Raw genomic sequence first — 22,872 nt, forward strand, 5'->3', positions numbered from 1 at the left:
TGTGAGACGACCTCGGGCGCTGGTGCTGCCCACCTTGCCGGAGCGCGCGCTCGCCCGCCTGGGTGAGATCGCCGAGCTGACCGAGGTTCCCGCACGACCGAGCCTCGGCTTCACCGACGAGCAGCTGGCCGACCTGGTCATCGAGACCGGCGCGACCGTGCTCATCACCGACGGCGACCAGGTGCGCACGTCGGTGCTCGGCCTGCACCTGGACGTCGTGGCCAGCATGGGCCCGCCGGCGAGCGTGGATCTGAGGCTGGCGGCCGAGCGCGGGGTGACCGTCCTGCACGCCCCCGAGCGCGACTCCGAGGCGGTGGCCGAGCTGACGCTCGCGCTGCTGTTCGCGGTGAGCAGGAACATCGTCAGCGCCGACCGCGAGGTGCGCAGGGGGCGCGTCTACCACGCTCCCGTCCACCAGAGCAGGGTGCCTCCGGCGCAGCGCCACCGCGGTCGCAGGCTGACCGGGCGCACGTTCGGCATCGTCGGCCTGGGCCGGGTCGGCAGGGCCCTGCGCTGGCGGTGCGAGGGCCTGGGCATGAAGGTGATCGTCTGCGACCCGTTCGTGGCGGAGGCCACCCACACGCTGCCCGGGCTGCTCGCCGAGGCCGACGTGGTCTCCTTGCACGTGCCGCTCACCGAGGAGACGCGGGGATTGTTCGGCTACACCGAGTTCGGCGCGATGCGGCCGGGGTCGATCTACCTCAACACCTCGCGCGGAGCGCTGCACGACCTGCGGGCGCTGGTCGACGCGCTGCGCGAGGGCCAGGTGGGCGGCGCCGGGCTCGACCACTTCGAGGGCGAGTGGCTCGACCGGGCCCATCCCCTGACCCGGCTGCCGAACGTGGTGCTCACGCCCCGGCTCGGCGAGGCCACCGGGGAGAGCCGCGAGGAGCTGGCGGAGACGCTGGTGGAGGACATCGCGCGGCTGCTGCGCGGGGAGCGGCCCGCGCACGCGTACGTGCCCGCGTGGAGGGCGTAGCGGCGGATCAGGCCAGCTGGCGCAGGCGTGTGGGAACGTGCCAGCTCGCGCGGTCGAGCGAGATGTCCAGCCGCAGGTCACCACGCTGCCTGCGCAACCCAGGCACGCGCACCCTGTCGTGCACGTCGAACCTGCCCCGATGCGGATAGCCGAACCCCAGCTCACCCGGCAGCACCCGAAGATCATCACGGTTGCCGCAGCGCGGGCACGTCCACGAGACCAGGTCCAGGCTGCGGTTGTAGTCGGAGCAGGCGCTGAAGTACTCGTCCGGCCTGAATCGGGACTCGCAGGCCAAGCAGGGGATCAGCATGAGGTCCGCTCCTCGGGACGACGTTTCGGTACGCATAGAGATACCGCGCGTCACTTGTCCGTCGCTTGCAGAATGCTTGGGTGTTTAAGTAACAGTATGAGCACTGTCGGTATCAGATCATGCTCGTGAGCCGGCGGTGAAAGGATGCTCCTGTGGAACGACTGCGCCATCACCTCCTCGACACCGGATACACGATCGACGGCGTGCGCGAACGCCTGGGCAGCATGGCGGCCTCGGCGCTGGCCCGCGAGGAGCTGGTGCCGGCCCTGCGCGCGACCGCCGGCGGCGACCCGCTGGGCACGCTGATCAGGCTGTGGTGGCTCGGCGTCCCCGTCCCGGCCAAGTCCGTGCCGCCGGAGGTGCTCGAATCGGGGCTGGTCGAGGCCGACGGCGACCAGGTCTCCGCCACCGTGCACCTCCAGCCGTGGGAGACCGGCGGCTACCTGGTCTCCGACAGGAAGGTGCGGCCCGGCGACCCCGCGCTGCGGCCCGACCACGTGGTGGGGGCCGGTGGCGCCTCGGCCAACCTGGCCCAGCTCGTCACCCGCCGCCCGGTGGGGCGCGCCCTCGACCTGGGCACCGGGTGCGGCGTGCAGGTGCTGCACCTGGCGGGGCGGGCCGAGCGGATCGTGGCCACCGACCTCAACCCGCGCGCCCTGGAGCTGGCCCGGCTGAGCTGGGAGCTGTCGGGGGTGGGCGAGGTGGACGCGCGCGCGGGCTCGATGTTCGAGCCGGTCGAGGGGGAGCTGTTCGACCTGGTCGTGAGCAACCCGCCGTTCGTCATCGCGCCGGCCCGCGCGGGCAAGCTGACCTACCGGGAGTCGGGCCGCGAGGGCGACGACTTCTGCCGCGACCTCGTCCGCCGCACGCCCCGCCACCTCAACCCCGGCGGCCAGGCGCACTTCCTGGCCAACTGGCTGCACGTCGAGGGCGAGGACTGGCACGACCGGGTCGGCGGCTGGCTGGGCGAGACCGGCTGCGACGCCTGGGTGGTGCAGCGCGACGTGCAGGACCCGGCCGAGTACGTCGAGCTGTGGCTCAAGGACGCGGCCGAGCAGGGCACGAGCGCGTACACCGAGCACTACGACCGGTGGCTGGGCTGGTTCGACGAGCGGCGGATCGAGGGCATCGGGTTCGGCTGGATCACGATGCGCAACTCCGGCACGCTCGACCCGGTCGTGCGCGTCGAGCACCTCGCCCACCAGGTCGCGCTGCCGGTCGGCGACTACGTCGACTCCGTGATCGACGCCATCGCCGCCGCGCACCGGGCGCAGGGGCTGGACGCCGCGCTGCTGCGCACCGCCGACGGGCTGCTCGACGAGCGCATCGGCCTGCCGGGCGCGGAGGACCCGATCCGCATCGTCCTGCGCCAGACGCAGGGGCTGCGGCGCAGCAGGGAGGTCGGCACGGTGGAGGCCGCGCTGGCCGGCGTGTGCGACGGCGAGCTGGCGCTCGGGCCGCTGCTCAACGTGATCGCCGAGCTGGTCGGAGACGGCGAGATCCCCGACTCCGACGCGGTCAGGCCCTTGATCGCGGAGGGTTACTTCCTCCTTTGATCGGGTGTTGATCGGACGTCAACCCCGGTGTTGGATGCTGGGGGCCTGGACACGGACCTGGGGGGTTCGAGGGCCGTGTCAGGTCCGGCCGGTCGTCCGGAGTGAGGCGGCTAGCCGTTGCGCGGAGCATCCGGATAACCGGGCCCCCTAGCGACGCGTGACGGCAGGATGGCCGGCCGGGCTGAACACATCCGATTTCCTAGGGACAGCCTTGATCAACCATGTGTGGATGACACGTCTGGACGACGAGCTGTACTCAGGACTCGACGACGGGCCCATCGCCGGCGGGTTCGGGAGTGGAGAGGCTGTCGAGCAGGACCTTGAGATCCCCGGCCTCGGGAGCGCCGAGCCTGGAGAAGATGTCGAAGGCCTGCCGTAGACAGTCCAGGCTTCTCGTCGTGCTGCCGAGACCGCGCAGCGCCTTGCCCAGCACGGTGAGCGAGAGCGCCTCGCCGTACGGGTGGCCGATCTCGCGGGCGACCACCAGCGCCTGCTCGGCGTGGCGGACCGCGTCGGGATACCGCTCGGCGGCGATGAACGTCTCGGCCAGCCGGGAGCACACCCGCTGCTCCCAGACGCGCTGCTTGCTGGCGCGGAAGAAGGCCAGGCACTCGGCGTGGTGGTGCACGGCCTCGGTGAGGCGGCCCACCCTGCTCAGGACGATGCCGAGATGGTAGCGGGCGCGGGCGGTGCCGGCGCCGCTGCCGATCTCGGTGAAGATGGCCAGGCCCTTCTCCGCCGCCGCGATCGCGTCCTCGGCGCGCCCCAGGCCGAGGTGGTCGCGGGCCGAGTAGCTGAGGACCAGCGCCTCGCCGGCCGGCACGCCGTTCTCGCGGTACCACCGCATGGCGGCCTCGAACAGCGACAGCGCCTCGGTGTGGCGGCGCTGGCGGCCGACGACGACGGCCAGGGCGTTCAGCACCTCGCCGGTGACGATCTTCTCCTGGCGGGCGCGCGACAGCTCGTGCACGATCCTGAAGTGCTGCTCGGCGTCCTTGAGCCGGTTGTCGGCGAACAGCACCCGGCCCAGCACGTAGCGGGCACGCAGCTCGCTGCCCTGGTCGGCGTTGCGCTGCGCGGTGGCCAGCACGGCCCTGGTGCTGTGGTCGAACTCGCGCGTGTGGGTGCCCGCCTCCAGCAGCGGCTCCATCGCCACCAGCAGGTCCGCGGCGGGCAGCAACTGCTCGGCGGTACGGGCCGTCGCGGCGGCCTGGTCGATGGCCGCGAAGAGCGAGTCGCCCTCGGAGATCAGCCAGGCCACGGCCTCGTCCACGCTCGTGAAGGTGAGCCCGCTGCCGACGACCACGAGGTTGGCGGGGATCATGCTGCCCTCGTAGGCCAGGGTGTGCGCCGACTGGGCCGAGGCCAGGTAGAAGCCGAGCAGCCGGCGCAGCGCCATCGTACGGGCCTGGGGCCGCTCGCCCCTGTCCAGCGCCCGGCGGGCGAACAGCTTGAGCAGGTCGTGGAAGCGGTAGCGGCCGGGCGCGGGCGCCTCCAGCAGGCTGGCGTCCACCAGCGACTCCAGCACCTCCTCGGCCTCGAACGCGCTCATCGACAGCACGGCCGAGGCGGCCCCGACGGAGATGTCCGGCCCGTTGGGCAGCGACAGCAGGCGGAAGGCGCGCGCCTGGGTGGGGGTGAGCTGCCCGTACCCGAGCGCGAACGTGGCCTCCACAGCCAGGTTGCCCACCCGCAGCTCGTCGAGGCGGCGCTGCTCGTCGGCCAGCCTGGGCACCAGCGAGGCGACCGTCCAGGAGGGCCGGGCGGCGAGCCGGGAGGCCACGATCCGCACCGCCAGCGGCAGGAACCCGCACGCGGCCACCACGTCCATGGCCGCGCCGTGCTCGGCGGCGACCCGCTCGGCGCCGGCGACGGAGGAGAACAGCGACAGCGCCTCGTCCGGCTCCATCACGTCGAGGTCCACGAGCTTGGCCGACGGCAGGTCGGCCAGCTTGACCCGGCTGGTGACGATGGCGGCGCACCCGGGCGTGCCCGGCAGCAGCGGGCTGACCTGCTCGGCGTCGCGGGCGTTGTCCAGCAGCACGAGGATGCGGCGCTCGGCCAGGATGGAGCGGTAGAGCGCGGAGCGCTCCGCCGGGGCGTCGGGGATGACGTCGGGCGGCACGCCGAGAGCGCGCAGGAAGCCGCCCAGCGCCGACTCGGGCGCGAGGGCCTGGTCGGTGTAGCCGCGCAGGTCGGTGTAGAGCTGGCCGTCGGGGAAGACGTCGTCCACCAGGTGCGCCACGTGCACGGCCAGGGTGGTCTTGCCGACGCCGCCGATGCCGGAGATCGCGGCGATGGGCACGCCCTCGGCCGCCGGCTGGGCCGACAGGAGCGTGCGCAGGCGTACCGCGATCTCCTTGCGGCCGGTGAAGTCGCTGACGGCGGCCGGGAGCTGGGCCGGGCGCGGCAGCTCCAGCGCCGGCTGCTGCTCCTCCTCGCCCGCGGGCTCCTCCTCGTAGGGCACTTCCGCGGCGGCGAGCGTCGGGTCGGCGGCGAGGATGCGCTGGTGCAGCGCGGACAGCTCGGGGCCGGGCTCGATGCCCAGCTCGTCGATGAGCGCCTCGCGGGTCTCGGTGAAGACGTTGAGCGCGTCGCCCTGCCGGCCGCAGCGGTACAGGGCCAGCATGAGCTGGGCGCGCAGCCGCTCGCGCAGCGGGTGGTCGGCGGTGAGCGCGATCAGCTCGGACACGATCTTGGCGTGGTTGCCGAGCTCCAGGTCGACGTCCATGAGTGTCTCGACGACGCTGATGCGCCGCTCGACCAGGCGGTCGCGCTGGTGCTCGGAGTAGGGGCCGACGGTGCCGGCCAGCGGCTCGCCCTCGAACAACGCCAGCGCGGCCCGCAGGGTGCGCGCGCACTCGGCCGGCTTGCCGGCTTTGCGGGCGGCCTCGGCCTGCTGGATGCCGCGCTCGAAGCGGGTCAGGTCGAGGGAGTCCTCCGGCAGGCGCAGCGCGTAGCCGCGGCCGATCGAGGTGAGCAGCTCGGGGCGGGAGCGGGCGGGCCTGTCCGGTTCGAGCACGGTGCGCAGCCTGGAGACGTACGTGCGCAGCGCGCCCAGGGCCCGCGGTGGGGCCTCCTCGCCCCACACCGCGTCGATCATCTCGTTGGGGGTGACCGCGTGGCCTTCCCGCAGGAGCAGCATGCCGAGGATGGAGCGCTGCAGCGGGGTGCCCAGGTCGAGTTCCTGGCCATCACGCCACGCGCGGACAGGACCGAGCACGGCGAACCGCAGCCCGCTCTCAACGCTCTGACCAGCCATGCCGTCTGTCTCCAAGCCAATGGAACGATTTGTTACCAAATGATAGATCCATCACTGCTCGTCCCCTAGATCCAGGCAGATCGTTCATCTGCGCGTTGATCCGCCGTTAATAGGGTTTTGAGCCCGTCCCCGGATGCTGGTGGCCGGAGCCACACGTGATTCGCACCGCGGGGGCGTGTGTCATGTAGAGGCCGTGCAGGCGGGAAAAAATACCGGCCCCGCCCTCCGATGTCGGGCGGGGCCGTCGGTGAACGGTTTTCAGGCTGCCTCGACCAGTCCGAGCCTCATGAGCAGCCGCTCGCGTACGAGCGGCCATTCGGAGTTCAGGATCGAGTAGAACGCGGTATCTCGGACCGTGTTGTCGGCGCCTCGGCTATCCGCTCGCCGCACCCCGTCGAAGTGTGCGCCGAGTGCCTCGATGGCGGCCCGGGATCTGGTGTTGCGTACGTCTGCCTTCAAGGTGATGCGGTGGACGTTCCACGTCTCGAAGGCGTGCGACAGCAGGAGGAACTTGCTCTCCCGGTTGACACCCGTGCCCTGGGCGCCGGCGCCCAGCCAGGTGTAACCGATGTCGGCCACGGACGGAACGTCACCCACCGCACCGCGTGTACCCGGAGGCCAGGGCATGGGGCCCTGCCAGTACTCCAGGTGCATGAGACGGGTGGCACCGACCACGCGGTCGGTGTTCAGCCACCGGATGGCGAAGGGCAACGTGCGGCCCTCCGCCTGCTCAGCCATGGCGGCCTTCACGTAGGAGACCACCTCGTCCCGGCCGTTCGGGACGCGAGTGAAGGTGTAGGTGGAGCGGTCTTCACTCGCCGCGGCGACCAGGTCATCGACCGCCGCGAGGCTGAGAGGCTCCAGGCGCACGAGGCGCCCGGACAAGGTGACAAGAGCGGGCATGAGCACATGATGGGGGTTGCCTGACGTGCACGTAACCAGGCCGTGCGAACCAACTTTCCGCCGGTTTTCTCCCGGCAGAGTTTCCGCAGGTCAAAGGCCCCTTTTGGGGGATGGTAAACCCGCTCTTGGGGAAAGATTCGCCTAACCGTGACCCTAGCCGCCGCACAGGGCGGGACGTGGCTTCGGCAGCGCGCCGCGGCGGCTCGGCGACAGTTCTCGCAGACCCTCCGAGAGGAAGTCGAGATTGTCGGCGATCCACGGCAGCCGGAGCGGATCGGGGCTGTTCAGAGCGGCCAGGCGCTCCTGCGCGGAGTCGCCGTAGAGCAGGCTCACCGCGACGCGCACCCGGGCGGCCGAGGGGTCGTCGCCGAAGGCGTGCCCCGGCAGGACGCCGATGCCGTGCTCCTCCAGCAGGAGCTTGGTGAGCTCGGCGGAGCCGCCGAGCCTCAGGTGACCGAGGTCGGGATAGAGGTAGAAGCCGCCCTGGGGCTCCGGGACGTCCGCCCCGGCCTCGGCGAACCTCTCGTACACCGCCCGCGCGACCAGGCCGTGCAGCCGGCGGCTGCGGGCGATGCGCTCGGTCAGCTCGGACGGGTCGCCGAAGGCGTAGGCGGCGGCCTCCTGCACGGGCGCCGCGGGCGCCGACCAGATCTCGCTGGCCACGGCGAGCAGGCGGGTACGCAGCAGGTGACCGTTCTCCGGGAGCCTGGCCACGCCGATCCGCCAGCCGCCCAGCGCCAGGCTCTTGCTCAGCCCGGTGGTGATGATCGTGCGCTCGGGCGCCAGATCGGCCGGCGAGGTGTACGGCAGGGCCGGGTCGTGCACGAGGTCCCGGTAGATCTCGTCGGAGATGATCGTCAGGTCGAGCTCCCTGGCCACCCGCACGAGGCGGGCGACGGTGGCGGGCGGGGCCAGCCGTCCCGTCGGGTTGTCGGGCAGCGTCACCAGGATCGAGCTGACCGTCCTGCCCTGCGCTCTGGCCCGGACGACCTCGGCGGTCACCAGGTCCGGATCGGGCACGCCGCCTTCTCCTGGTGGTGCGGGCACCAGGAGGGGGCGGGAGCCGACCAGATCGGCCTGCGCGGCGTAGCTGACCCAGCTGGGCATGGGCAGGACGATGTCTCCGCCGATCGCCAGGAGCAGGCCGTACAGCAGTGACTTGCTGCCCGGTCCGCTGACGACCAGCTCGGGGTCGGTGACGAGCCCCCGTCGTGTCCAGTAGCCCGCCGCCGCGGCCCGGAGCCCGGACGCCCCCGCGACCGGCCCGTAGCCGTTGCACTCGGAGGCGGCGGCCAGCCTGTCGCGCAGCGCCGGGTGGACGGGCAGACCGGCCTCACCGAAGGCCAGGTGCAGCACACGTTCCCCGGCGCGTCGTCTTCGTTCGATGTCCTCATTCGCCGCCAGAGTGGCGGACAAGGTAACGGTCATGTTTGTCACGTTCCCAGGGTGGTTGGATGAAGGCATCAGCACAAGCGAGGCTTTTTGTGGGTAGGCATAAGGAAGTCTGATGCTCGAATTGCGGCGTTTGGTCCTGATCTGCGAGTTCGCCAGGAAGGGAAGTATCGCGGCGGCGGCCGAATCGCTCGGTTACAGTCCGTCCGCGGTCTCCCAGCAACTGGCCGCGCTCGAACGCGAGACCGGCACGGCCCTCATCGACAGGACGGCGCGCAGCGCCGAGCTGACCGACGCGGGCCGGCGGCTGGTCCTGCATGCCGAGCGCATCCTTTCGATGGTGGAGGAGGCGGAGTCCGACCTGTCCGCGCACGCGGGCAAGCCCGCGGGACGCGTCGTGGTGACCGCCTTCCCGACGGCGGCGGTGGCGTTCGCGCCGGCGCTCGCCCGCTCGCTGCGCCGCCACACCGAGCTGACCCTCCGGCTGGGCCAGAGCAGGTCCGGGCGCGGCATGCGCGAGGTGCAGTCCGGCGAGGTCGACATCGCGCTCGTGGACGACTGGTACGGCGGCGTGCGCGACAGCGAGACCCTGCGGGTCTTCCCGCTGCTGCGCGACCCCCTCGTGCTGGTGGTGCCGCGCAAGCACCGCCTGGCCGACCCCGAGGTGCCACTCGACCTGCGCGAGCTGCGCGACGAGCCGTGGATGGCCACGCCCGACGGCGAGCCCTCGCGGCTGGCGGTGGACCGCCTGCTGGTGGACGTGGGCGGCACCCGGCCGACGCCGTGGGAGTTCGAAGGTCTGGGAACCATCCTCTCGCTGGTCGCCAAGGGCATCGGCATCGCCGCCGTGCCCGCGCTCGCCCTGGCCGCGGGGGTGCGCGGCCTGGCCGTGCGGCAGTTCCCCGGCAACCCCGTCGGGCGGGACGTGCACGCCGTGGCGCGCGGGTCCAGCGTGCACCGGCCGTCGGTGTCGGTGACGCTGCGGGCCATCCACGTGGCCGCGCGTTACCTGGCGGCCGATCTGGACCCCGTCCGTCCCGCCGAGCGGACCCGGGACAGCGGGCCGGCCGGCGAGGAACTGCTGCGCCATCCGGTGCGCTCCGCGAGCGACGTGGTGGGCCGCTCCTTCGGGGAGTGAACCCTCCAGGAACGAACGCGATAGCGTCTGCGCCTATGGCGCCGACGTACGACATCGAGCAGCTCCTGCTCTCCCAGCCCAGCATCCGCACGGTCGCGGGTGTCGACGAGGTGGGCCGCGGCGCGTGGGCCGGGCCCGTCACGGTCTGCGCGGTCGTCACCGACCTGACCGAGCCGCCGGCCGGGCTGACCGACTCCAAGCAGGTCTCCGAGGCCAAGCGCGGGCCCCTGGCCCTGGAGCTGGCCGCGTGGGCGGCCGGCATCGGCTACGGCGAGGCCACTCACCAGGAGATCGACACCCTCGGCATGACCGAGGCGCTGCGCAGGGCCGCGCGCAGGGCGCTGGAGTCGCTCCCCGCCCGCCCCGACGCGGTGATCCTCGACGGCAAGCACGACTACATCGGCGCGCCGTGGCCGGTGCGGCTGGAGGTCAAGGGTGACGCGGCGAGCATCTCCGTGGCCGCCGCCTCCGTGCTGGCCAAGGTGCGGCGCGATGCGTACATGGCGACGATCGGCTGCGAGGAGTACGGCTTCGCGGAGAACGCCGGCTACCCGTCGCCCGTGCACCAGGAGGCCCTCGCCCGGCTGGGGCCGACCCCGCATCATCGGCTTTCATGGTCATACCTTGACGAGCTGCCCCAGTGGCGGCATCTCAAGCATCACCGTGATCCGCTGGCGGGTGAGGGGCAGGAAAGTCTCTTCGCCTAGCCCGGTCAAGGTTTGCGCATGACGGCCGCGATCCTGCCGGTGATCGGCCATCATTCGGGGAATGCGGATCGGGATCTTTGTCGTCGCCGGGTTGTTCCCCGGGCAGGAGCCTGGGCGGGTGCTCGCGAACGCCGTCGAGTGGATCGTCGCGGCCGAGGAGGCCGGGTTCGACGACGCGTGGATCGCCGAGCACCACTTCATGCCGTACGGGGTGTGCCCGTCGCCCGCGACGCTGGCCGCGGTCGCGATCGGCAGGACCACGCGCATCGGGCTCGGCACGGCCGTGAGCGTGCTGTCCACGCAGCACCCCATGGCGCTGGCCGAGCAGGCCGCCATGTTGCACCACCTGTCCGGCGGGCGGTTCACGCTCGGCGTGGGCAGGGGCGGGCCGTGGGTGGACCTGGAGGTGTTCGGGACCGGGCTGGAGCGGTACGAGCGCGGCTTCGCCGAATCGCTCGACCTGCTGGTGGACGCCCTGTCAGGCGGCGGGTCCGTGGCCGCTGACGGCGATTTCTTCCGGTTCAGGGAGGTGGCGATGGTGCCGCCGGCGCGGATGCGCCCGGTGGTCGCGTGCACCTCCGAGGGGACCGTGGAGCTGGCCGCCGCGCGCGGGCTGCCCATGCTGCTGGGGCTGCACATCGGGGACGAGGACAAGGCCGCCCTGGTCAAGCGGTACGGGGGCGGGGGCGGAGCCGGGCACGTGGCGGCGGGGCTGGCGTACGTGGCCGACTCGACGCAGGAGGCGGTGCGCGATCTGAAGGCGGCGATGCCTGCCTGGCTCGGGCCCGGGCTGGCCGGGTACGTGCCGGTGGACGATCGGCCGCGCAAGGTACGGGATGTCGGTGAATATGTGGATCTGTTGACGAAGATCCATCCGGTGGGGTCCGCCGCGCACTGTGCCGAGACGTTGCTGCGTACCGCGGAGAACACCGGGATCGAGCACTTCGTCCTGCTCGTGGAGGGGCTGGGGGAGCACGAGCGGACGCTGGCGAACATCAGGCGGTTCGGCGCCGAGGTGCTCCCGCTGCTGCGCTGAGCTTCCGGAGGTGCTGCTGCGCTGAGCCTTCCCGGGGTGAGCCGGGCTCGTGCCCGGCTCACCGGACGGGGGCTCAGCAGTCGACGAGCTCCGGCTTCTGGTTGAGGATCTGAGCGCGCGGGGTGACGAAGTCGGCCAGCGCCTTCGTCGCCGTCGGGTCGAAGACGGCCACCCGGTGGCAGTTCTGGAAGGCCAGGCGCACACCGTAGTGGCGCTCCAGCGCGCCACGCATGGAGTCGCTCGCCAGGCAGCGCAGGAGCTGGCCGCGGGCCTCCTCGGACGGCGGCGGCACCTGGTTGTCGGCGAACTCGGCCCCGCTGTGCTCACGCTGCTTGACCAGCTCGCTGATCAGCGACCACGCGTAGGGCAGCGAGTCGCGGACGCAGGCGAGGAACGCCGCGTCGTCCACCTCACCGGCTCTGGCCTGGTCGAGCAGATCGTTCGGAACGGTCAGCGACATGCTGTCTCCTCTCGAAGGGGTTCACATTGACGCTAGGTCCCCGGAGGTAGGCGCTCCAGAATCCTTGCGGGGACAGTCGTGTGTTCTTGACGGCCGGGTCAGGGTCAGGGCCCGTAGACGAAGTCGGGGTCCACCTGGTCCGCCAGGTCGGCGCCGGTGCGCTCGTTGGCCCAGGCGCGGGCGTTGCGCAGGTGGAACTCCACGGTCTGGCGGCCGAAGCGGGCCCAGTCCTTCTCCTGCTCGTCGAGGGTCTTGCGGAGCAGCGCCAGCGCGTCGGAGTTGGCCGGCTCCAGGTCGTCGAGCGTGAAGTGGCGGCCCTGCTCCATGGCGCGGACGGCCGCCGAGTGCTCCATCCAGGTGAGCAGGTCGTCGCCCACGTGCTCGCGCAGGAAGTCGACGTCGGACTGGCCGTGCACCTTGTTGCCGATCACCGCCAGGGCCACGTCGTACCGGGCGGCGTACTCGCGGTACTGCTGGTAGACGCTGATGCCCTGCCTGGTGGGCTCGGCCACCAGGAACGTCAGGTCGAAGCGGGTGAACAGGCCGGAGGCGAAGGAGTCGGCACCGGCGGTCATGTCCACCACGACGTACTCGCCGGGGCCGTCGATCAGGTGGTTGAGCAGCAGTTCCACCGCGCCGACCTTCGAGTGGTAGCAGGCGACGCCCAGGTCGTCCTCGCTGAAGGGGCCCGTGGCGAGCAGGCGCAGGCCGTCGGGGGTGGTCAGGCCGTACGGGTCGGTGGCCAGGTCCTCGAAGCGCAGGAGCGTGGAGCCGCGGCCGGGCGGGGTCGTCTTGACCATGACCTCGGCCGACGGGATGCGGGGGTTGGTGCCGCGCAGGCGGTCCTTGATCTCGGTGAGGTGGGCGCCGAGGGGCTCCGGCTGCCTGTCCAGGCCGAGCACCAGGGCCAGGTGCTGGTTGATGTCGGCGTCCATGGCCACCACCGGGGCGCCCTGGGCTGCCACGTGCCTGGCGAACAGGGCCGACATCGTCGTCTTGCCGCTGCCGCCCTTTCCGACGAACGCCACTCTCACTGTCTGCTCCAGATGAGGATGAAAATCGTTTCCGTTCGGGACGGTCACCATCATGCCACAGCCCGCGTTCGGCCGGGGGCTGTTTCGGAGCGCGTCTCGTGAGCGGCTGGGGGAAGAGGCCGGCGGTGCCCGTCCTGTGGCGGAGTTCCGCCGGAGGGCGGAGGGGTGCGTGGTGAAGGGCGGGCTGCTCCGCGTCAGGCGCAGATGGCGTCCAGGTTGACCGGGGACTCGGCGCCGGGGCTGGTGGACGGGGTGTGGGCCGGGGCGGTCGTGGTGGAGGCGTGGTCCTCCAGGGCGTCGGAGACCTTGCGGCGGATCAGGTACCAGTCCGGGTCGGCGGTGTTGACGAGCGGCGGGACGAAGTTGAGGCTGCGGATCCTGGCGCTCTTGACCTTCTGGGACAGGTCCACGACCGCGGGCAGCAGGTCCTGGGGGAGGTCTGTGGAGATGGCGCGCTTGGTGGCGGCGGCGAGGCGTTCGAAGCTGTTGAGCACGGTGATCGGGTCCGCCTGCTTGGCCACGGCGTTGAGCAGGCACTTCTGGCGGCCCATGCGCACGTAGTCGTCGCTGTCGGTGCGCGAGCGGCCGTACCAGAGGGCTTCCTGGCCGGACAGCTTGCGGGTGCCGGCGGGGAGGAGGCCCTCGCGGTGGCGGCCGTACACGATGGGGTCCTTGATGGTGACCTGCACGCCGCCCATGGCGTCGATGATCTCCGCGAAGCCCTTCATGTCGACCATGGCGTAGTAGTTCACGGGGATGCCGAGGATGTCGGAGATGGTCTGCTTGAGCAGGGTGGGGCCGCGCTGGCCCTTCGCCGCGCCGGGCACCATCTCCGGGTGGTCCTCGGCGTACTGGAAGACCTCGTTGAGCAGGCCGGGGGTGTCGGGGCCGCCGCCGGTGAAGCCGTACGGGAAGGCCTGCCTGGCCGGGCCCTCGGGGAGCTGCACCTGCTGGAGGTTGCGCGGCAGGCCGAACAGGACGGCGGCGCCCGTGTGCACGTCCACGCTGGCCACGGTCATGCTGTCGGTACGCACGCCCGGCCGGCTCGGCGCGGAGTCGCCGCCGAGGAGCAGGAAGTTCACCCGCTCCGCCCCGTTCCACGGGTCCTGGGACAGCACGGGGGCGGCGGTGTTGCTGGGCGAGAACAGGGTGTTGACGACGTCACGCGACAGGTACGCCAGCCGCGTCGCGTACGCCGTGGGCGCCAGGACGAGCGCGCACAGCGCGATGGCCAGCGTGGTGCTCAGGAAGCGGCCGACGGTGTCGGAGCGGGCGGGGCGCACCAGCAGGAACGACCAGATGATCACGCCGGTCCACAGGAGCGCGATCGTCACCAGCGCGACCGTGAGCCAGATGAGCCAGCGGGGCTGGACGGCCAGCGACAGGAGGTGGGTGCTGAACGCGGTGAAGACGGTCAGCACGGCGGCCAGCATCACCACGTAGGCGGCCATGAGCGCCAGGCCGCTCTTGCGGCGCTCCGCGGCCAGGTGCGCGACCCCCCACAGCAGGGCTGAGGCCAGCGTGAGTGCGATGCTCGCACCCAGGCCGAAACGTCGATCTTCTCCCGTCATCCCTGGTCAAACCCCCATTGTGTGCCCATCCAAGTGACCCTAGTCAGGTGATGTGCGTGATAGGCGGTGCGTAAGGGAATGCTTCGGTCAAATACCCGTCAAGACCACCTTGAGATTTGACGTGAATGTGAGCAAGCGACACGGTAACTATGGGTTCGACGCGCCCTGGGCGCCCGCCGGTCTGGTCCTCGGCGCGATCGTGCTGGCGGGCCTGGCGGTGGCCTCGTTCGCGCTCGACATCTTCGCCGCCGGTCTCGCGTTCCTGTTCGGCGCGCTCTACACGCTGGCCAGCGCGGCGAGTCACCTCTACACGACGCGGCGCGGCAGGTTCGCGGTCTGGGCGGCGGAGCTCCAGCGGCTGCGCGGCGACGAGCGGCTGCTCGACCTGGGGTGCGGCAGGGGAGCGGTGCTGCTGCTCGCGGCCCAGCGGCTGGAGAAGGGCAGGGCGACCGGCGTCGACCTGTGGCGCACCAGGGGCCGCTCAGCCGATGCCGAGCCGGTGACCAGGGCGAACGCCGAGGCGGAAGGGGTCTCGGAGCGGGTGGAGCTGGTCACCGGCGACCTGCGGGACCTGCCGTTCGGCGACGAGGCCTTCGACGTGGTGGTGTCGAGCCAGGCCCTGCACGGCATCGACACCGCCGAGGGTCGGGAGAAGGCCGTGCGGGAGGCGCACCGGGTGCTGCGGCCGGGAGGGCTGATGCTGATCGCCGACTTCCGGAACACCTCCGACTACGAGGAGACGCTGCGCGGGCTCGGCGTGGTGGACGTGCGGCGGCGGGACGCGGGCTGGCGGTTCTGGTACGGCGGGCCCTGGTCCGCCACCTGCCTCGTGGAGGCCAGGAAACCCTCCGGGTAGGCGGTAGAAGGCGTTTGCCGGGCGTTCGTCGGGTATCCGGAGGAGCCTATGAGCGACGTGGAAACCGGCACCGTCACCACCAAGGTGCCCGCGCGGCTGGACCGGCTGCCGTGGTCCCGCTGGCACTGGATGATCGTCATCGGGCTCGGCACCGTCTGGATCCTCGACGGGCTCGAGGTCACCATCGTCGGGAACCTGTCGGCTCAGCTCGCCAAGCCGGGCAGCGGCCTGGACATCACCCAGGCGCAGGTCGCGGGCACGGCCGCCGCGCTCTACGTGGCGGGCGCCTGCACGGGGGCGCTGTTCTTCGGCTGGCTGACCGACCGGTTCGGCAGGAAGAAGCTGTTCATCATCACGCTGGTCGTGTACCTGGTGGCGACGCTGCTGACCGCGTTCTCGTTCAGCGCGTGGTGGTTCTTCCTGTTCAGGTTCATGACCGGGTTCGGGATCGGCGGCGAGTACGCGGCCATCAACTCCGCCATCGACGAGCTCATCCCGAGCCGGCACCGGGGGCGCATCGACATCATCATCAACGGCAGCTACTGGCTCGGCGCGGCAGGCGGCGCGCTGCTGACCGTGCCGCTGCTGAACGACCTGCCGGTCAACATCGGCTGGCGGGTCGCGTTCGGGCTCGGCGTGGTGCTGGGCCTGGCCATCCTCCTCGTACGGCGGCACGTGCCGGAGAGCCCGCGCTGGATGTTCATCCACGGCAGGGAGCGCGAGGCGGAGCGGCTGGTGGACGACATCGAGGACCAGATCGGCAGGGACGACCTGCCGGAGCCCGCGCAGTCGATCACCATTCACCAGCGCAAGTCGATCGGGTTCGTCCGGATCGCGCACACGATGGTGGCCCTCTACCCCAAGCGCACGGTGCTGGGGCTCTCGCTCTTCATCGGGCAGGCGTTCCTCTACAACGCGATCACCTTCGGGTACGCGCAGATCCTGTCCACGTTCTTCCAGATCGACACGCACACGGGCTACTACTTCGCCGTCATCGCGATCGGGAACTTCCTCGGCCCCCTGCTGCTCGGCCACCTCTTCGACACCGTGGGCAGGATCCCCATGATCTCGGCCACGTACATCGGGTCCGGGCTGCTCCTGCTGGGCACGGCCTGGCTGTTCAACGAGGGCATGCTCACCGCGGTCACGCTGACCGCGTGCTGGTCGGTCGTGCTGTTCGTGGCCTCGGCCGGGGCCAGCTCGGCCTACCTGACGGTCAGCGAGATCTTCCCGATGGAGACCAGGGCGATGGCCATCGCGTTCTTCTTCGCGATCGGTACCGCGGCCGGCGGCATCGCGGGGCCGCTGGTGTTCTCCACGCTGGTGGAGAGCGGGGTGCCGGGGGACACGGCGCTCGCGTTCGGCATCGGCGCGATCATCATGATCGCCGCCGGGCTGGTCGAGCTGTTCCTCGGCGTCAAGGCCGAGCGCAAGGGGCTGGAGGCCATCGCGGCGCCGCTCTCGACGGCGAGCACGACGTGATGGCCTCCCAGCGGCTCATGACAGCGGACGCCACATCACGGGGAACACCCGGGGGCTGTCGGACAGGTACAGGTGCGGCACGTCCACGAACACCCGCATCGGTCCCCGTTCCACCTCCAGTTTCGCGGCCATCGCCGTGTGCAGGTCGGCGAGCGGCAGGTAGTTGAGGTAACTGGTGTAGGCGTTCTGGGAGCGGAAGGCCGCAGTCATGACGAGCGCGCCCTCCCTGATCCGGAACGCCAGCCCGACCAGGCACGGCACCGAGTCGTACCCCTCGCCGGGCGCGGTCAGCGAGATCCACGCGCTCTTGCTGTACGGCTTGGCCCGCAGCAGGTCGGCCGCCCATCCGAGCTGGCCGCCTATCCTCGCCCCGTAGCTGTACTTGAACGGCGGCACCACCGTCTGCTCGCTGAACTTCCTGCGGTAGAGCGCCAGCCGGTCCGTGTCGCCGTACCGCGCGATGATCGGATCGTCCCCGCTGACCCGCGCGATCTCGAACAGCACGGACGGTGCCTCGATGACCGGACCCCGATCGTCGTCGGCGAGGGTGCCCGCCGACCATACATGGCGCATCAACCTGATCCACGCCTCCCCACACGACGCCCATTCTGCTGGGCCGGGCATTTATCCCTCCATATTGGAAATTCGGTACGGGTTGCGAGGAAGCCGGCGCCGTCTGCTGACGTTGCAGCGGACGTAGTAGACGCCGTAGTGCACCAGCGCGACGAGCAGGATGCCGGTCATGAGCAGGAGCAGGTTGGGCTCCTGGCCGCTGAGGCCGGTGACGCCGACGGTCAGGTAGGTCGAGTTGACCGTGGCGAGCACCATGACGTTGACGCCCGGCCAGGCGAGCGGTGCGTAGGTCTCGGGGAAGCGCGGATCGACCGGTAGGTTCGGGCTCCAGTCGAGGTCGTCCCTGAGTTTCGTGGTGTACAGCAACCGGAAGTTGTTGATCGCGCGGGCGGTGCGGGCGTGCGCGTTGACGGCCTCGATGAGGCGCAGGTACGGCAGCACGCTCAGCACGCCGAACGCGACGACCAGGGCGAACAGGTACCAAGGGACGGCCTGCCACCTGGTGAGGCTCTGCGGGTCGACCACCTTGGCGCTGGCCAGCGCGATGGCGGCGAAGAACGGCCCCGACAACAGGCTCAGCGAGAGCCTGGTCATCTTCAGCCGCTCCTCCTTCGCGGCGAGGTGGACCGCGTAGACACCGTTGAAGTCCACCGCTGCAAGCTGGAGGAACTGGCTCGGCGCCAGGTCGTCGTCCTCCTTGACCATGCGATGGGAGATCTTTCGCATGAGCGCGCTCCTGGTTGCTGTGACTCCAGTATGAGCGCATTTTTCGGGAATGGGCCGAGATTCCTACCAATTGTTCCAACAAATCTCAACTCACCGAAGTCAGGTGAGTCAAGCTCTCCGCATGATCGATGTACGCCGACGGCAGACCGTACAGCAGGCCCGCCATCTCCCGGTCGTGGATCACCGGCAGGGCGGCCACCGCGTCGGCGGCCAGGCCCCGGCAGTACGCGATCGTGTCGGCCGTCATGCGGCTCGCCCGCACCCTGCGCAGCACCTCCGCCACCTGCTCGTCGGTGATGCCCCGGCCCGGCAGCTCGCCCAGCTCGATCCCCGACATGAGCAGGGGAAGGCTGTAGACGCCCTGCCGCAGGTCGTTCCCCGCCGGCTTGCCGAGCTGCTCGCTGGTGGCGGTCAGGTCCAGCAGGTCGTCGAGCACCTGGAAGATCAGCCCGAACTTCTCCCCGTACGTCGCCATCCGCGCCCTGTCCTCGGCCGGCGCGTGCGCGCACACCGCCGCCACCAGGCAACCGGCCCTGAAGAGCGCGGCCGTCTTGCCGGTGATGGACCTCAGCGCGCTCTCCCGGGTACGCGCCGCGTCGAACAGGGCGGCCGTCTCCAGGTACTGGCCCTCCGCCAGCTCCACCACGGCCGCCGCCAGCACCTCCGCCACCGGCCTCGACACGTGGGTGATCGCCGCCAGCCCGGCCCTGGCCAGCATGAAGTCCCCGATCACCAGCGCCTTGCCGTCGCCCAGCTCGGCGTTGAGCGTCCTGGCGCCCCGGCGTTCGGTGGCCCGGTCCATGAGGTCGTCGTGCACCAGCGAGCCCGCGTGGACGAGCTCGACGCAGGCGGCGGCCGTGATCACGCGGCGGTCGGGCGTCTTGCCGAGCGCGAGGGAGGTGGCCAGCGTCATGGCGGGCCGCAGCCGCTTGCCGCCCGCCGAGACGACGCGTCCGGCGCCGGCGTTGATGGCGGGCAGCGCGGAGGAGCCGCTCAGCCGCCGGATCCTGGCTTCCACCTTGGCCAGCCCGGCGGCGATGGCCGGGCTGCGCAGTAGTTGATCCATGGTGCCCAGCCTGCGTCCCGGCCCCTGAGCCACGCCTGAGAAACGCTGAGGGGCCTCTCAGCGTGCCCTTCAGCGAGCGCGGCGGTACGCGCCCGTGAGCCCTTCAGCGAGTGCGGGCGGCACGACGCCGGTGAGCCCCCTTCAGCGGGCGCGGGCAGCCGGCGCTCGGGTGAGCTCGCAACGGCCGTCGGCGCACTGCCGTCGCAAGCGGCCCATCGAGACGGTCTGCACCAGCCCGATCGCCCAGCACGCGGGGCAGCCGCGCAGGGCGAGCAGGCCGAGCGGGGCGAGCGCCAGGCTCACCAGGCCGAGCACCGGGATCAGCGCGACCGAGCCGATCAGCGCGCCGAACCCGGCCGCGCCGCGCAGCAGGTGCCGCGGCAGGGACGTGCTCCCGAAGCTCCGCCCACCAGCCGTCCTGGCCTGCCGCGACGCCTCCGTCACGTCGCCGTCCATCGCCGCCGCGCGGGACGCCTCCGTCAGCCTGTCGGCCATCTCCGCCTTCCTGAGTACGTCAGTCATCGCCGCCTCCCACGGACGCGCTCTCCAGTGAGCGGTGCACCGCCGCGCGGGCGCGGTGCAGCCGCGACTTCATCGCCGGGACGCTGAGGCCCAGCGCCCCGGCCACCATCCGGCCGCTCAACCCCTGGACGTCACGCATGATCAGCACGTTCCGCTGGTCGGCAGGGAGCGCGGCGACGGCCGCCGCCACCCTGTCGGCCTCCAGCTGCCGCATGACCTCGTCCTCGGCCGACATCGCCCGCGTCTCGCCGCCGGGCTCGGGCGGCCGCCGCAGCGACAGGCGGGCCCTGCGCAGGCACTCGTTGCGCACGATGCGGAACATCCACGACGCCAGCGCGCCCGTCGCCCGCAACGTGCCGATCTTCCGGTACAGGATGATCAGCGCCTCCTGGGCGGCGTCCTCCGCGTCCTCGGGCGTGGCGCACAACGTGCGGGCGAAGCGCCGTACGTGCGGGTGGGAGCCGGACACCAGCGCGGAGATCGACTCGACGTCGCCGCGCTGCGCCGCGACGATCAGCCGCTCGCCCGGCCAGGTGGACTCACCCACGCGAACGACCCCTCCTGCGCAGCGCCACGACGCAGGCGCAGACGAGCACGGCCCCGACGGCCACGGCGACGATGGCGGCAACTGACATGACAACCTCCCTGTATTCCGATTCAGCACTTATGAGAGGCGCCCGCCGTCGCGGAGGATTCGCGTGAGGGGATCCTTGATCTCAGTGAACTATCCCGGAGGAGTGCATCGCGTGACCGAATCATCCGGCGAGGTCCTCTACGTCGTCGTCAGCGCCGCGGAAACGGCGGCCGAGGTCGGCAGGCTCGTCACCCTGGCTCAGGACGAGGGGTGGATCGTGCAGATCGTGGCCACCCCGTCCGCGCTGGACTTCATCGACGTGGCCGAGCTGGAGCGCCGGACGGGCTGGCCCGTACGCACCCGCTACCGCAGGCCGCACGAGCCGAAACCGCCCAGGGCCGACGCCATGATCGTGGCGCCCGCCACGTTCAACACGATCAACAAGTTCGCCCAGGGCATCACCGACACCTACGCCCTGGGCGTGCTGGCGGAGGCGCCGGGGCTGGGCATTCCGGTGGTCGTGCTGCCGTTCGTCAACGACGCGCTGGCCGCCCGGACGCCGTACCGCCGCAGCCTGGAGGACCTGCGTGCCGACGGCGTACGCGTGGTGCTGGATCCGGGGGACGACCCCTGGGGGCGGGCGCTGGCGGAGTTGGGTGTCAGACCGTCCAAGCGGCGATGAGGTCCCTGAGTCCGTCGAGGGAGATTGTGTCTGACACCGTGTGAGGCCTTATGCCAGGATGTGCCGACTTTGGAGGAGGTACATCGTGGGAATGGCGGAGCGGGTCGATGAGGTCCTGCGCGGGGGCGGGGCGCCGCACGTGCACGGGGTCGTGGTGCTGCGTGGCGGGGAGGTCGTCCTGGAGCGGTACGGCGCCGGGGCCGACCACGCGATGAACGTGCCGCTCGGGCACGTGGAGTTCGACCGGGACACGCTGCACGACCTCAGGTCCGTGTCCAAGAGCGTGGTGGCGCTCGTGTACGGGATCGCGCTGGAAGAGGGGCTGGTGCCGGAGCCGGGTGCTTCGCTCGTGCGGCAGTTCCCCGAGTACGGGATCGCGGGGCGGGAGCATCTCACCGTCGAGCACGCCCTGACCATGACTCTCGGGCTGGAGTGGGACGAGCAGCTTCCCTACACCGATCCGGCCAACAGCGAGATCGCGATGGAGCTCGCCCCCGACCGGCACCGGTACGTGCTGGAGCGGCCCGTCGTGGAGGAGGCGGGCAAGCGGTGGCACTACTGCGGCGGCGCCACGGCGCTGATCGGCGAGATCATCACCCGGGGCGCCGGGCGGTCGCTGGCGGAGTACGCGGCGGACAAGCTGTTCGCGCCGCTGGGCATCTCCGCCCACGAGTGGTCCAAGGGGGGCGACGGGGTCACGAGGGCGGCGTCCGGGCTGCGGCTGCGGCCGGTGGACCTGGCCGCCGTCGGGCAGCTCGTGCTCGACGGCGGCCGGGGCATCGTGCCCGGCGAGTGGATCGAGGAGATGCTACGGCCCCGCGTGGCGATGGAGGGCGGGGGCGGTTACGGCTACCAGTGGTACCTCGGTGACGGCGGGCGGCGGGCCGAGGGGATCGGGAACGGCGGCCAGCGGCTCGTGGTGGTGCCCGAGGAAGGGCTGGTCGTGGCGGTGACGGCCGGGGAGTACGACACGGGGATCGGCAGCTCCCAGGCCGTGCTGGACGCCGTGCTCAGGGGGTGAGCAGGACGCGGCCCGTCACCGCCCGGCTCTCCAGGAGGCGGTGGGCGTCGGCGGCCCGCTCCAGGGGGAGCGTGCGGGCGAGGTACGCCTCGCTCCGGCCCGAGGCCAGCCTGGCCAGCATCTCCGGGTAGTGCGTGCCGAAGACCTGCCCGGCCCAGGCGGGGGCGCTGCAGCCGGTCACGGTCACGCCACGGGTCATCAGGTCGGCGGCGGTGACGGCGGGCTGCTCGCCGCTCAGCAGGCCGTAGCAGAGCATGCGGCCGGTGCCGGGGGTGAGGTGGCCGAGCACCTGGCCGGCCGGCGCGCCGCCGATCGCTTCGAAGGCCACGTCCACGTCCGGCAGGGCGGCAGGCCAGCCGGGGGAGCTGTGGTCGAGCACGGTGTCCGCGCCGAGCTCGGCGGCCCGGTCGCGCTTGGCGGGGGATCCGGCCGTGGCGATCACGTGCCCGGCGCCGAACTCCTTGGCGTGGCGCACCAGGTAGGTCCCCACCGAGCTGGTGCCGGCCTCGACCAGGACCGTTTCCCCGCCGGTCAGGGCCGCCTTGTGCAGCAGGGCGAGCGCCAGCGCGCCGGGGGTGGCTCCCGCCAGGGCCTGCTCGGGGGTCAGGCCGTCCGGCACCGGGCTGGTCATGGCGGCCGGGAGCAGCACGTACTCGGCGTACGCGCCGAGCCCGCCCGTCACCCCCACCAGCATGCTGCCGATCAGCTTCTCGGCCACGCCCTCGCCCACCTCGACGACCTCGCCCGTCACCTCCGCGCCGATCACGGCGGGCAGGGGGAGCGGGAACGGGAGCGTGCCCGCGCGGATCTGGGTCTCGGCGTAGCTGACGCCGATGGCGCGGGCACGGATCAGGACCTGCCCGGCTTCGGGGCGGGGGTGGGGGAGGTCGCTGAGCTGCAGCTTGTCCGGCTCTCCCCTGGCTGTCAGGACGATCGCGCGCATGGTTGCTCCGATTAAGTTGACCGATGGTCCACTTAATATATGGACCAGTGGTCAAGTTGTCCATGGGAAAGAATTGCCG

22 protein-coding genes are annotated in these 22,872 nt (G+C 71.4%); 9 read left to right on the forward strand and 13 right to left on the reverse strand.

What is annotated here, in order from left to right; all coding sequences use genetic code 11:
• Nucleotide 1: 1 nt before the first annotated feature.
• Entirely contained in the window at nt 2-979 is a 978-nt protein-coding gene (locus AB0I79_RS31950) for an NAD(P)-dependent oxidoreductase (RefSeq protein ID WP_357880768.1), read from the forward strand.
• Between the two features lie 7 nt (nt 980-986).
• Here the strand turns inward: AB0I79_RS31950 and AB0I79_RS31955 are convergent, their stop codons facing one another.
• The gene (locus AB0I79_RS31955; protein ID WP_357880771.1) at nt 987-1,289 is read right to left on the reverse strand and encodes a hypothetical protein; all 303 of its coding nucleotides are present in this window, start codon (nt 1,287-1,289) and stop codon (nt 987-989) included.
• 152 nt (nt 1,290-1,441) lie between these two features.
• Here AB0I79_RS31955 and AB0I79_RS31960 point away from each other — a divergent pair, with 152 nt between their 5' ends.
• On the forward strand, nt 1,442-2,845 hold the full coding sequence (locus AB0I79_RS31960) for a class I SAM-dependent methyltransferase (protein ID WP_357880774.1): 1,404 nt from the start codon (nt 1,442-1,444) through the stop codon (nt 2,843-2,845).
• Between the two features lie 256 nt (nt 2,846-3,101).
• Here AB0I79_RS31960 and AB0I79_RS31965 read toward each other — a convergent pair whose 3' ends face one another.
• The 3 genes from AB0I79_RS31965 to AB0I79_RS31975 form a co-directional block, all read right to left on the reverse strand.
• Nucleotides 3,102-6,107: a BTAD domain-containing putative transcriptional regulator gene (locus AB0I79_RS31965; RefSeq protein ID WP_357880777.1), complete on the reverse strand. Its 3,006-nt coding sequence runs from the start codon at nt 6,105-6,107 to the stop codon at nt 3,102-3,104.
• 258 nt (nt 6,108-6,365) lie between these two features.
• Nucleotides 6,366-7,010, reverse strand: coding sequence for a GNAT family protein (locus AB0I79_RS31970; protein WP_357880780.1), 645 nt, complete (start codon nt 7,008-7,010; stop codon nt 6,366-6,368).
• Nucleotides 7,011-7,163: 153 nt separating this feature from the next.
• Nucleotides 7,164-8,438 carry a pyridoxal phosphate-dependent aminotransferase gene (locus AB0I79_RS31975; protein ID WP_357880783.1) on the reverse strand — a complete coding sequence of 425 codons (1,275 nt, stop codon included), beginning with the start codon at nt 8,436-8,438 and terminating at the stop codon, nt 7,164-7,166.
• Nucleotides 8,439-8,517: 79 nt separating this feature from the next.
• On the opposite strand from AB0I79_RS31975, the gene AB0I79_RS31980 reads away from it, so the two are divergent.
• The 3 genes from AB0I79_RS31980 to AB0I79_RS31990 all read left to right on the forward strand — a co-directional run bounded on the left by AB0I79_RS31980 (nt 8,518) and on the right by AB0I79_RS31990 (nt 11,283).
• The gene (locus AB0I79_RS31980; protein WP_357880786.1) at nt 8,518-9,540 is read left to right on the forward strand and encodes a LysR family transcriptional regulator; all 1,023 of its coding nucleotides are present in this window, start codon (nt 8,518-8,520) and stop codon (nt 9,538-9,540) included.
• A 35-nt stretch (nt 9,541-9,575) separates the two neighbouring features.
• Nucleotides 9,576-10,247: a ribonuclease HII gene (locus AB0I79_RS31985; RefSeq protein WP_357880789.1), complete on the forward strand. Its 672-nt coding sequence runs from the start codon at nt 9,576-9,578 to the stop codon at nt 10,245-10,247.
• Nucleotides 10,248-10,308: 61 nt separating this feature from the next.
• Nucleotides 10,309-11,283: an LLM class flavin-dependent oxidoreductase gene (locus tag AB0I79_RS31990; protein ID WP_357880792.1), complete on the forward strand. Its 975-nt coding sequence runs from the start codon at nt 10,309-10,311 to the stop codon at nt 11,281-11,283.
• A 73-nt stretch (nt 11,284-11,356) separates the two neighbouring features.
• Here the strand turns inward: AB0I79_RS31990 and AB0I79_RS31995 are convergent, their stop codons facing one another.
• The 3 genes from AB0I79_RS31995 to AB0I79_RS32005 form a co-directional block, all read right to left on the reverse strand.
• Nucleotides 11,357-11,743: an SCO5389 family protein gene (locus AB0I79_RS31995; RefSeq protein ID WP_357880795.1), complete on the reverse strand. Its 387-nt coding sequence runs from the start codon at nt 11,741-11,743 to the stop codon at nt 11,357-11,359.
• A 104-nt stretch (nt 11,744-11,847) separates the two neighbouring features.
• Nucleotides 11,848-12,777: an ATP-binding protein gene (locus AB0I79_RS32000; RefSeq protein WP_357880797.1), complete on the reverse strand. Its 930-nt coding sequence runs from the start codon at nt 12,775-12,777 to the stop codon at nt 11,848-11,850.
• A 194-nt stretch (nt 12,778-12,971) separates the two neighbouring features.
• Complete coding sequence (locus AB0I79_RS32005; protein ID WP_357880800.1) at nt 12,972-14,348, reverse strand: LCP family protein; 1,377 nt, start codon at nt 14,346-14,348, stop codon at nt 12,972-12,974.
• Between the two features lie 127 nt (nt 14,349-14,475).
• Between AB0I79_RS32005 and AB0I79_RS32010 the strand changes: the two genes are divergently transcribed.
• On the forward strand, nt 14,476-15,204 hold the full coding sequence (locus tag AB0I79_RS32010) for a class I SAM-dependent methyltransferase (protein WP_357880803.1): 729 nt from the start codon (nt 14,476-14,478) through the stop codon (nt 15,202-15,204).
• A gap of 48 nt (nt 15,205-15,252) precedes the next feature.
• Nucleotides 15,253-16,686 (forward strand): MFS transporter, encoded by a 1,434-nt coding sequence (locus AB0I79_RS32015; protein WP_357880806.1) that lies wholly within the window; start codon nt 15,253-15,255, stop codon nt 16,684-16,686.
• Between the two features lie 15 nt (nt 16,687-16,701).
• On the opposite strand, the gene AB0I79_RS32020 is transcribed toward AB0I79_RS32015, so the two are convergent.
• The 5 genes from AB0I79_RS32020 to AB0I79_RS32040 all read right to left on the reverse strand — a co-directional run bounded on the left by AB0I79_RS32020 (nt 16,702) and on the right by AB0I79_RS32040 (nt 20,120).
• Nucleotides 16,702-17,259: a hypothetical protein gene (locus AB0I79_RS32020; RefSeq protein WP_357880809.1), complete on the reverse strand. Its 558-nt coding sequence runs from the start codon at nt 17,257-17,259 to the stop codon at nt 16,702-16,704.
• 51 nt (nt 17,260-17,310) lie between these two features.
• On the reverse strand, nt 17,311-17,985 hold the full coding sequence (locus tag AB0I79_RS32025; RefSeq protein WP_357880812.1) for a hypothetical protein: 675 nt from the start codon (nt 17,983-17,985) through the stop codon (nt 17,311-17,313).
• A gap of 85 nt (nt 17,986-18,070) precedes the next feature.
• On the reverse strand, nt 18,071-19,051 hold the full coding sequence (locus AB0I79_RS32030) for a polyprenyl synthetase family protein (RefSeq protein WP_357880815.1): 981 nt from the start codon (nt 19,049-19,051) through the stop codon (nt 18,071-18,073).
• 141 nt (nt 19,052-19,192) lie between these two features.
• Nucleotides 19,193-19,573: a hypothetical protein gene (locus tag AB0I79_RS32035; protein WP_357880818.1), complete on the reverse strand. Its 381-nt coding sequence runs from the start codon at nt 19,571-19,573 to the stop codon at nt 19,193-19,195.
• A complete protein-coding gene (locus tag AB0I79_RS32040) occupies nt 19,566-20,120 on the reverse strand; it encodes an RNA polymerase sigma factor (protein WP_357880821.1) in 555 nt (184 codons plus the stop codon). The genes AB0I79_RS32035 and AB0I79_RS32040 overlap by 8 nt, the downstream gene beginning before the upstream one ends.
• Nucleotides 20,121-20,319: 199 nt before the next feature.
• On the opposite strand from AB0I79_RS32040, the gene AB0I79_RS32045 reads away from it, so the two are divergent.
• Together AB0I79_RS32045 and AB0I79_RS32050 are read left to right on the forward strand one after the other, a co-directional pair.
• Nucleotides 20,320-20,829 (forward strand): flavoprotein, encoded by a 510-nt coding sequence (locus AB0I79_RS32045; protein ID WP_357880824.1) that lies wholly within the window; start codon nt 20,320-20,322, stop codon nt 20,827-20,829.
• A 91-nt stretch (nt 20,830-20,920) separates the two neighbouring features.
• Complete coding sequence (locus AB0I79_RS32050) at nt 20,921-21,850, forward strand: serine hydrolase domain-containing protein (protein WP_357881154.1); 930 nt, start codon at nt 20,921-20,923, stop codon at nt 21,848-21,850.
• On the opposite strand, the gene AB0I79_RS32055 is transcribed toward AB0I79_RS32050, so the two are convergent.
• Nucleotides 21,840-22,793: a zinc-binding dehydrogenase gene (locus AB0I79_RS32055; protein ID WP_357880826.1), complete on the reverse strand. Its 954-nt coding sequence runs from the start codon at nt 22,791-22,793 to the stop codon at nt 21,840-21,842. The genes AB0I79_RS32050 and AB0I79_RS32055 overlap by 11 nt on opposite strands.
• Between the last annotated feature and the right edge of the window lie 79 nt (nt 22,794-22,872).

Origin of the sequence: Nonomuraea sp. NPDC050202 (assembly GCF_040656115.1) — a bacterium.
In the GTDB taxonomy this organism is placed as follows: domain Bacteria; phylum Actinomycetota; class Actinomycetes; order Streptosporangiales; family Streptosporangiaceae; genus Nonomuraea.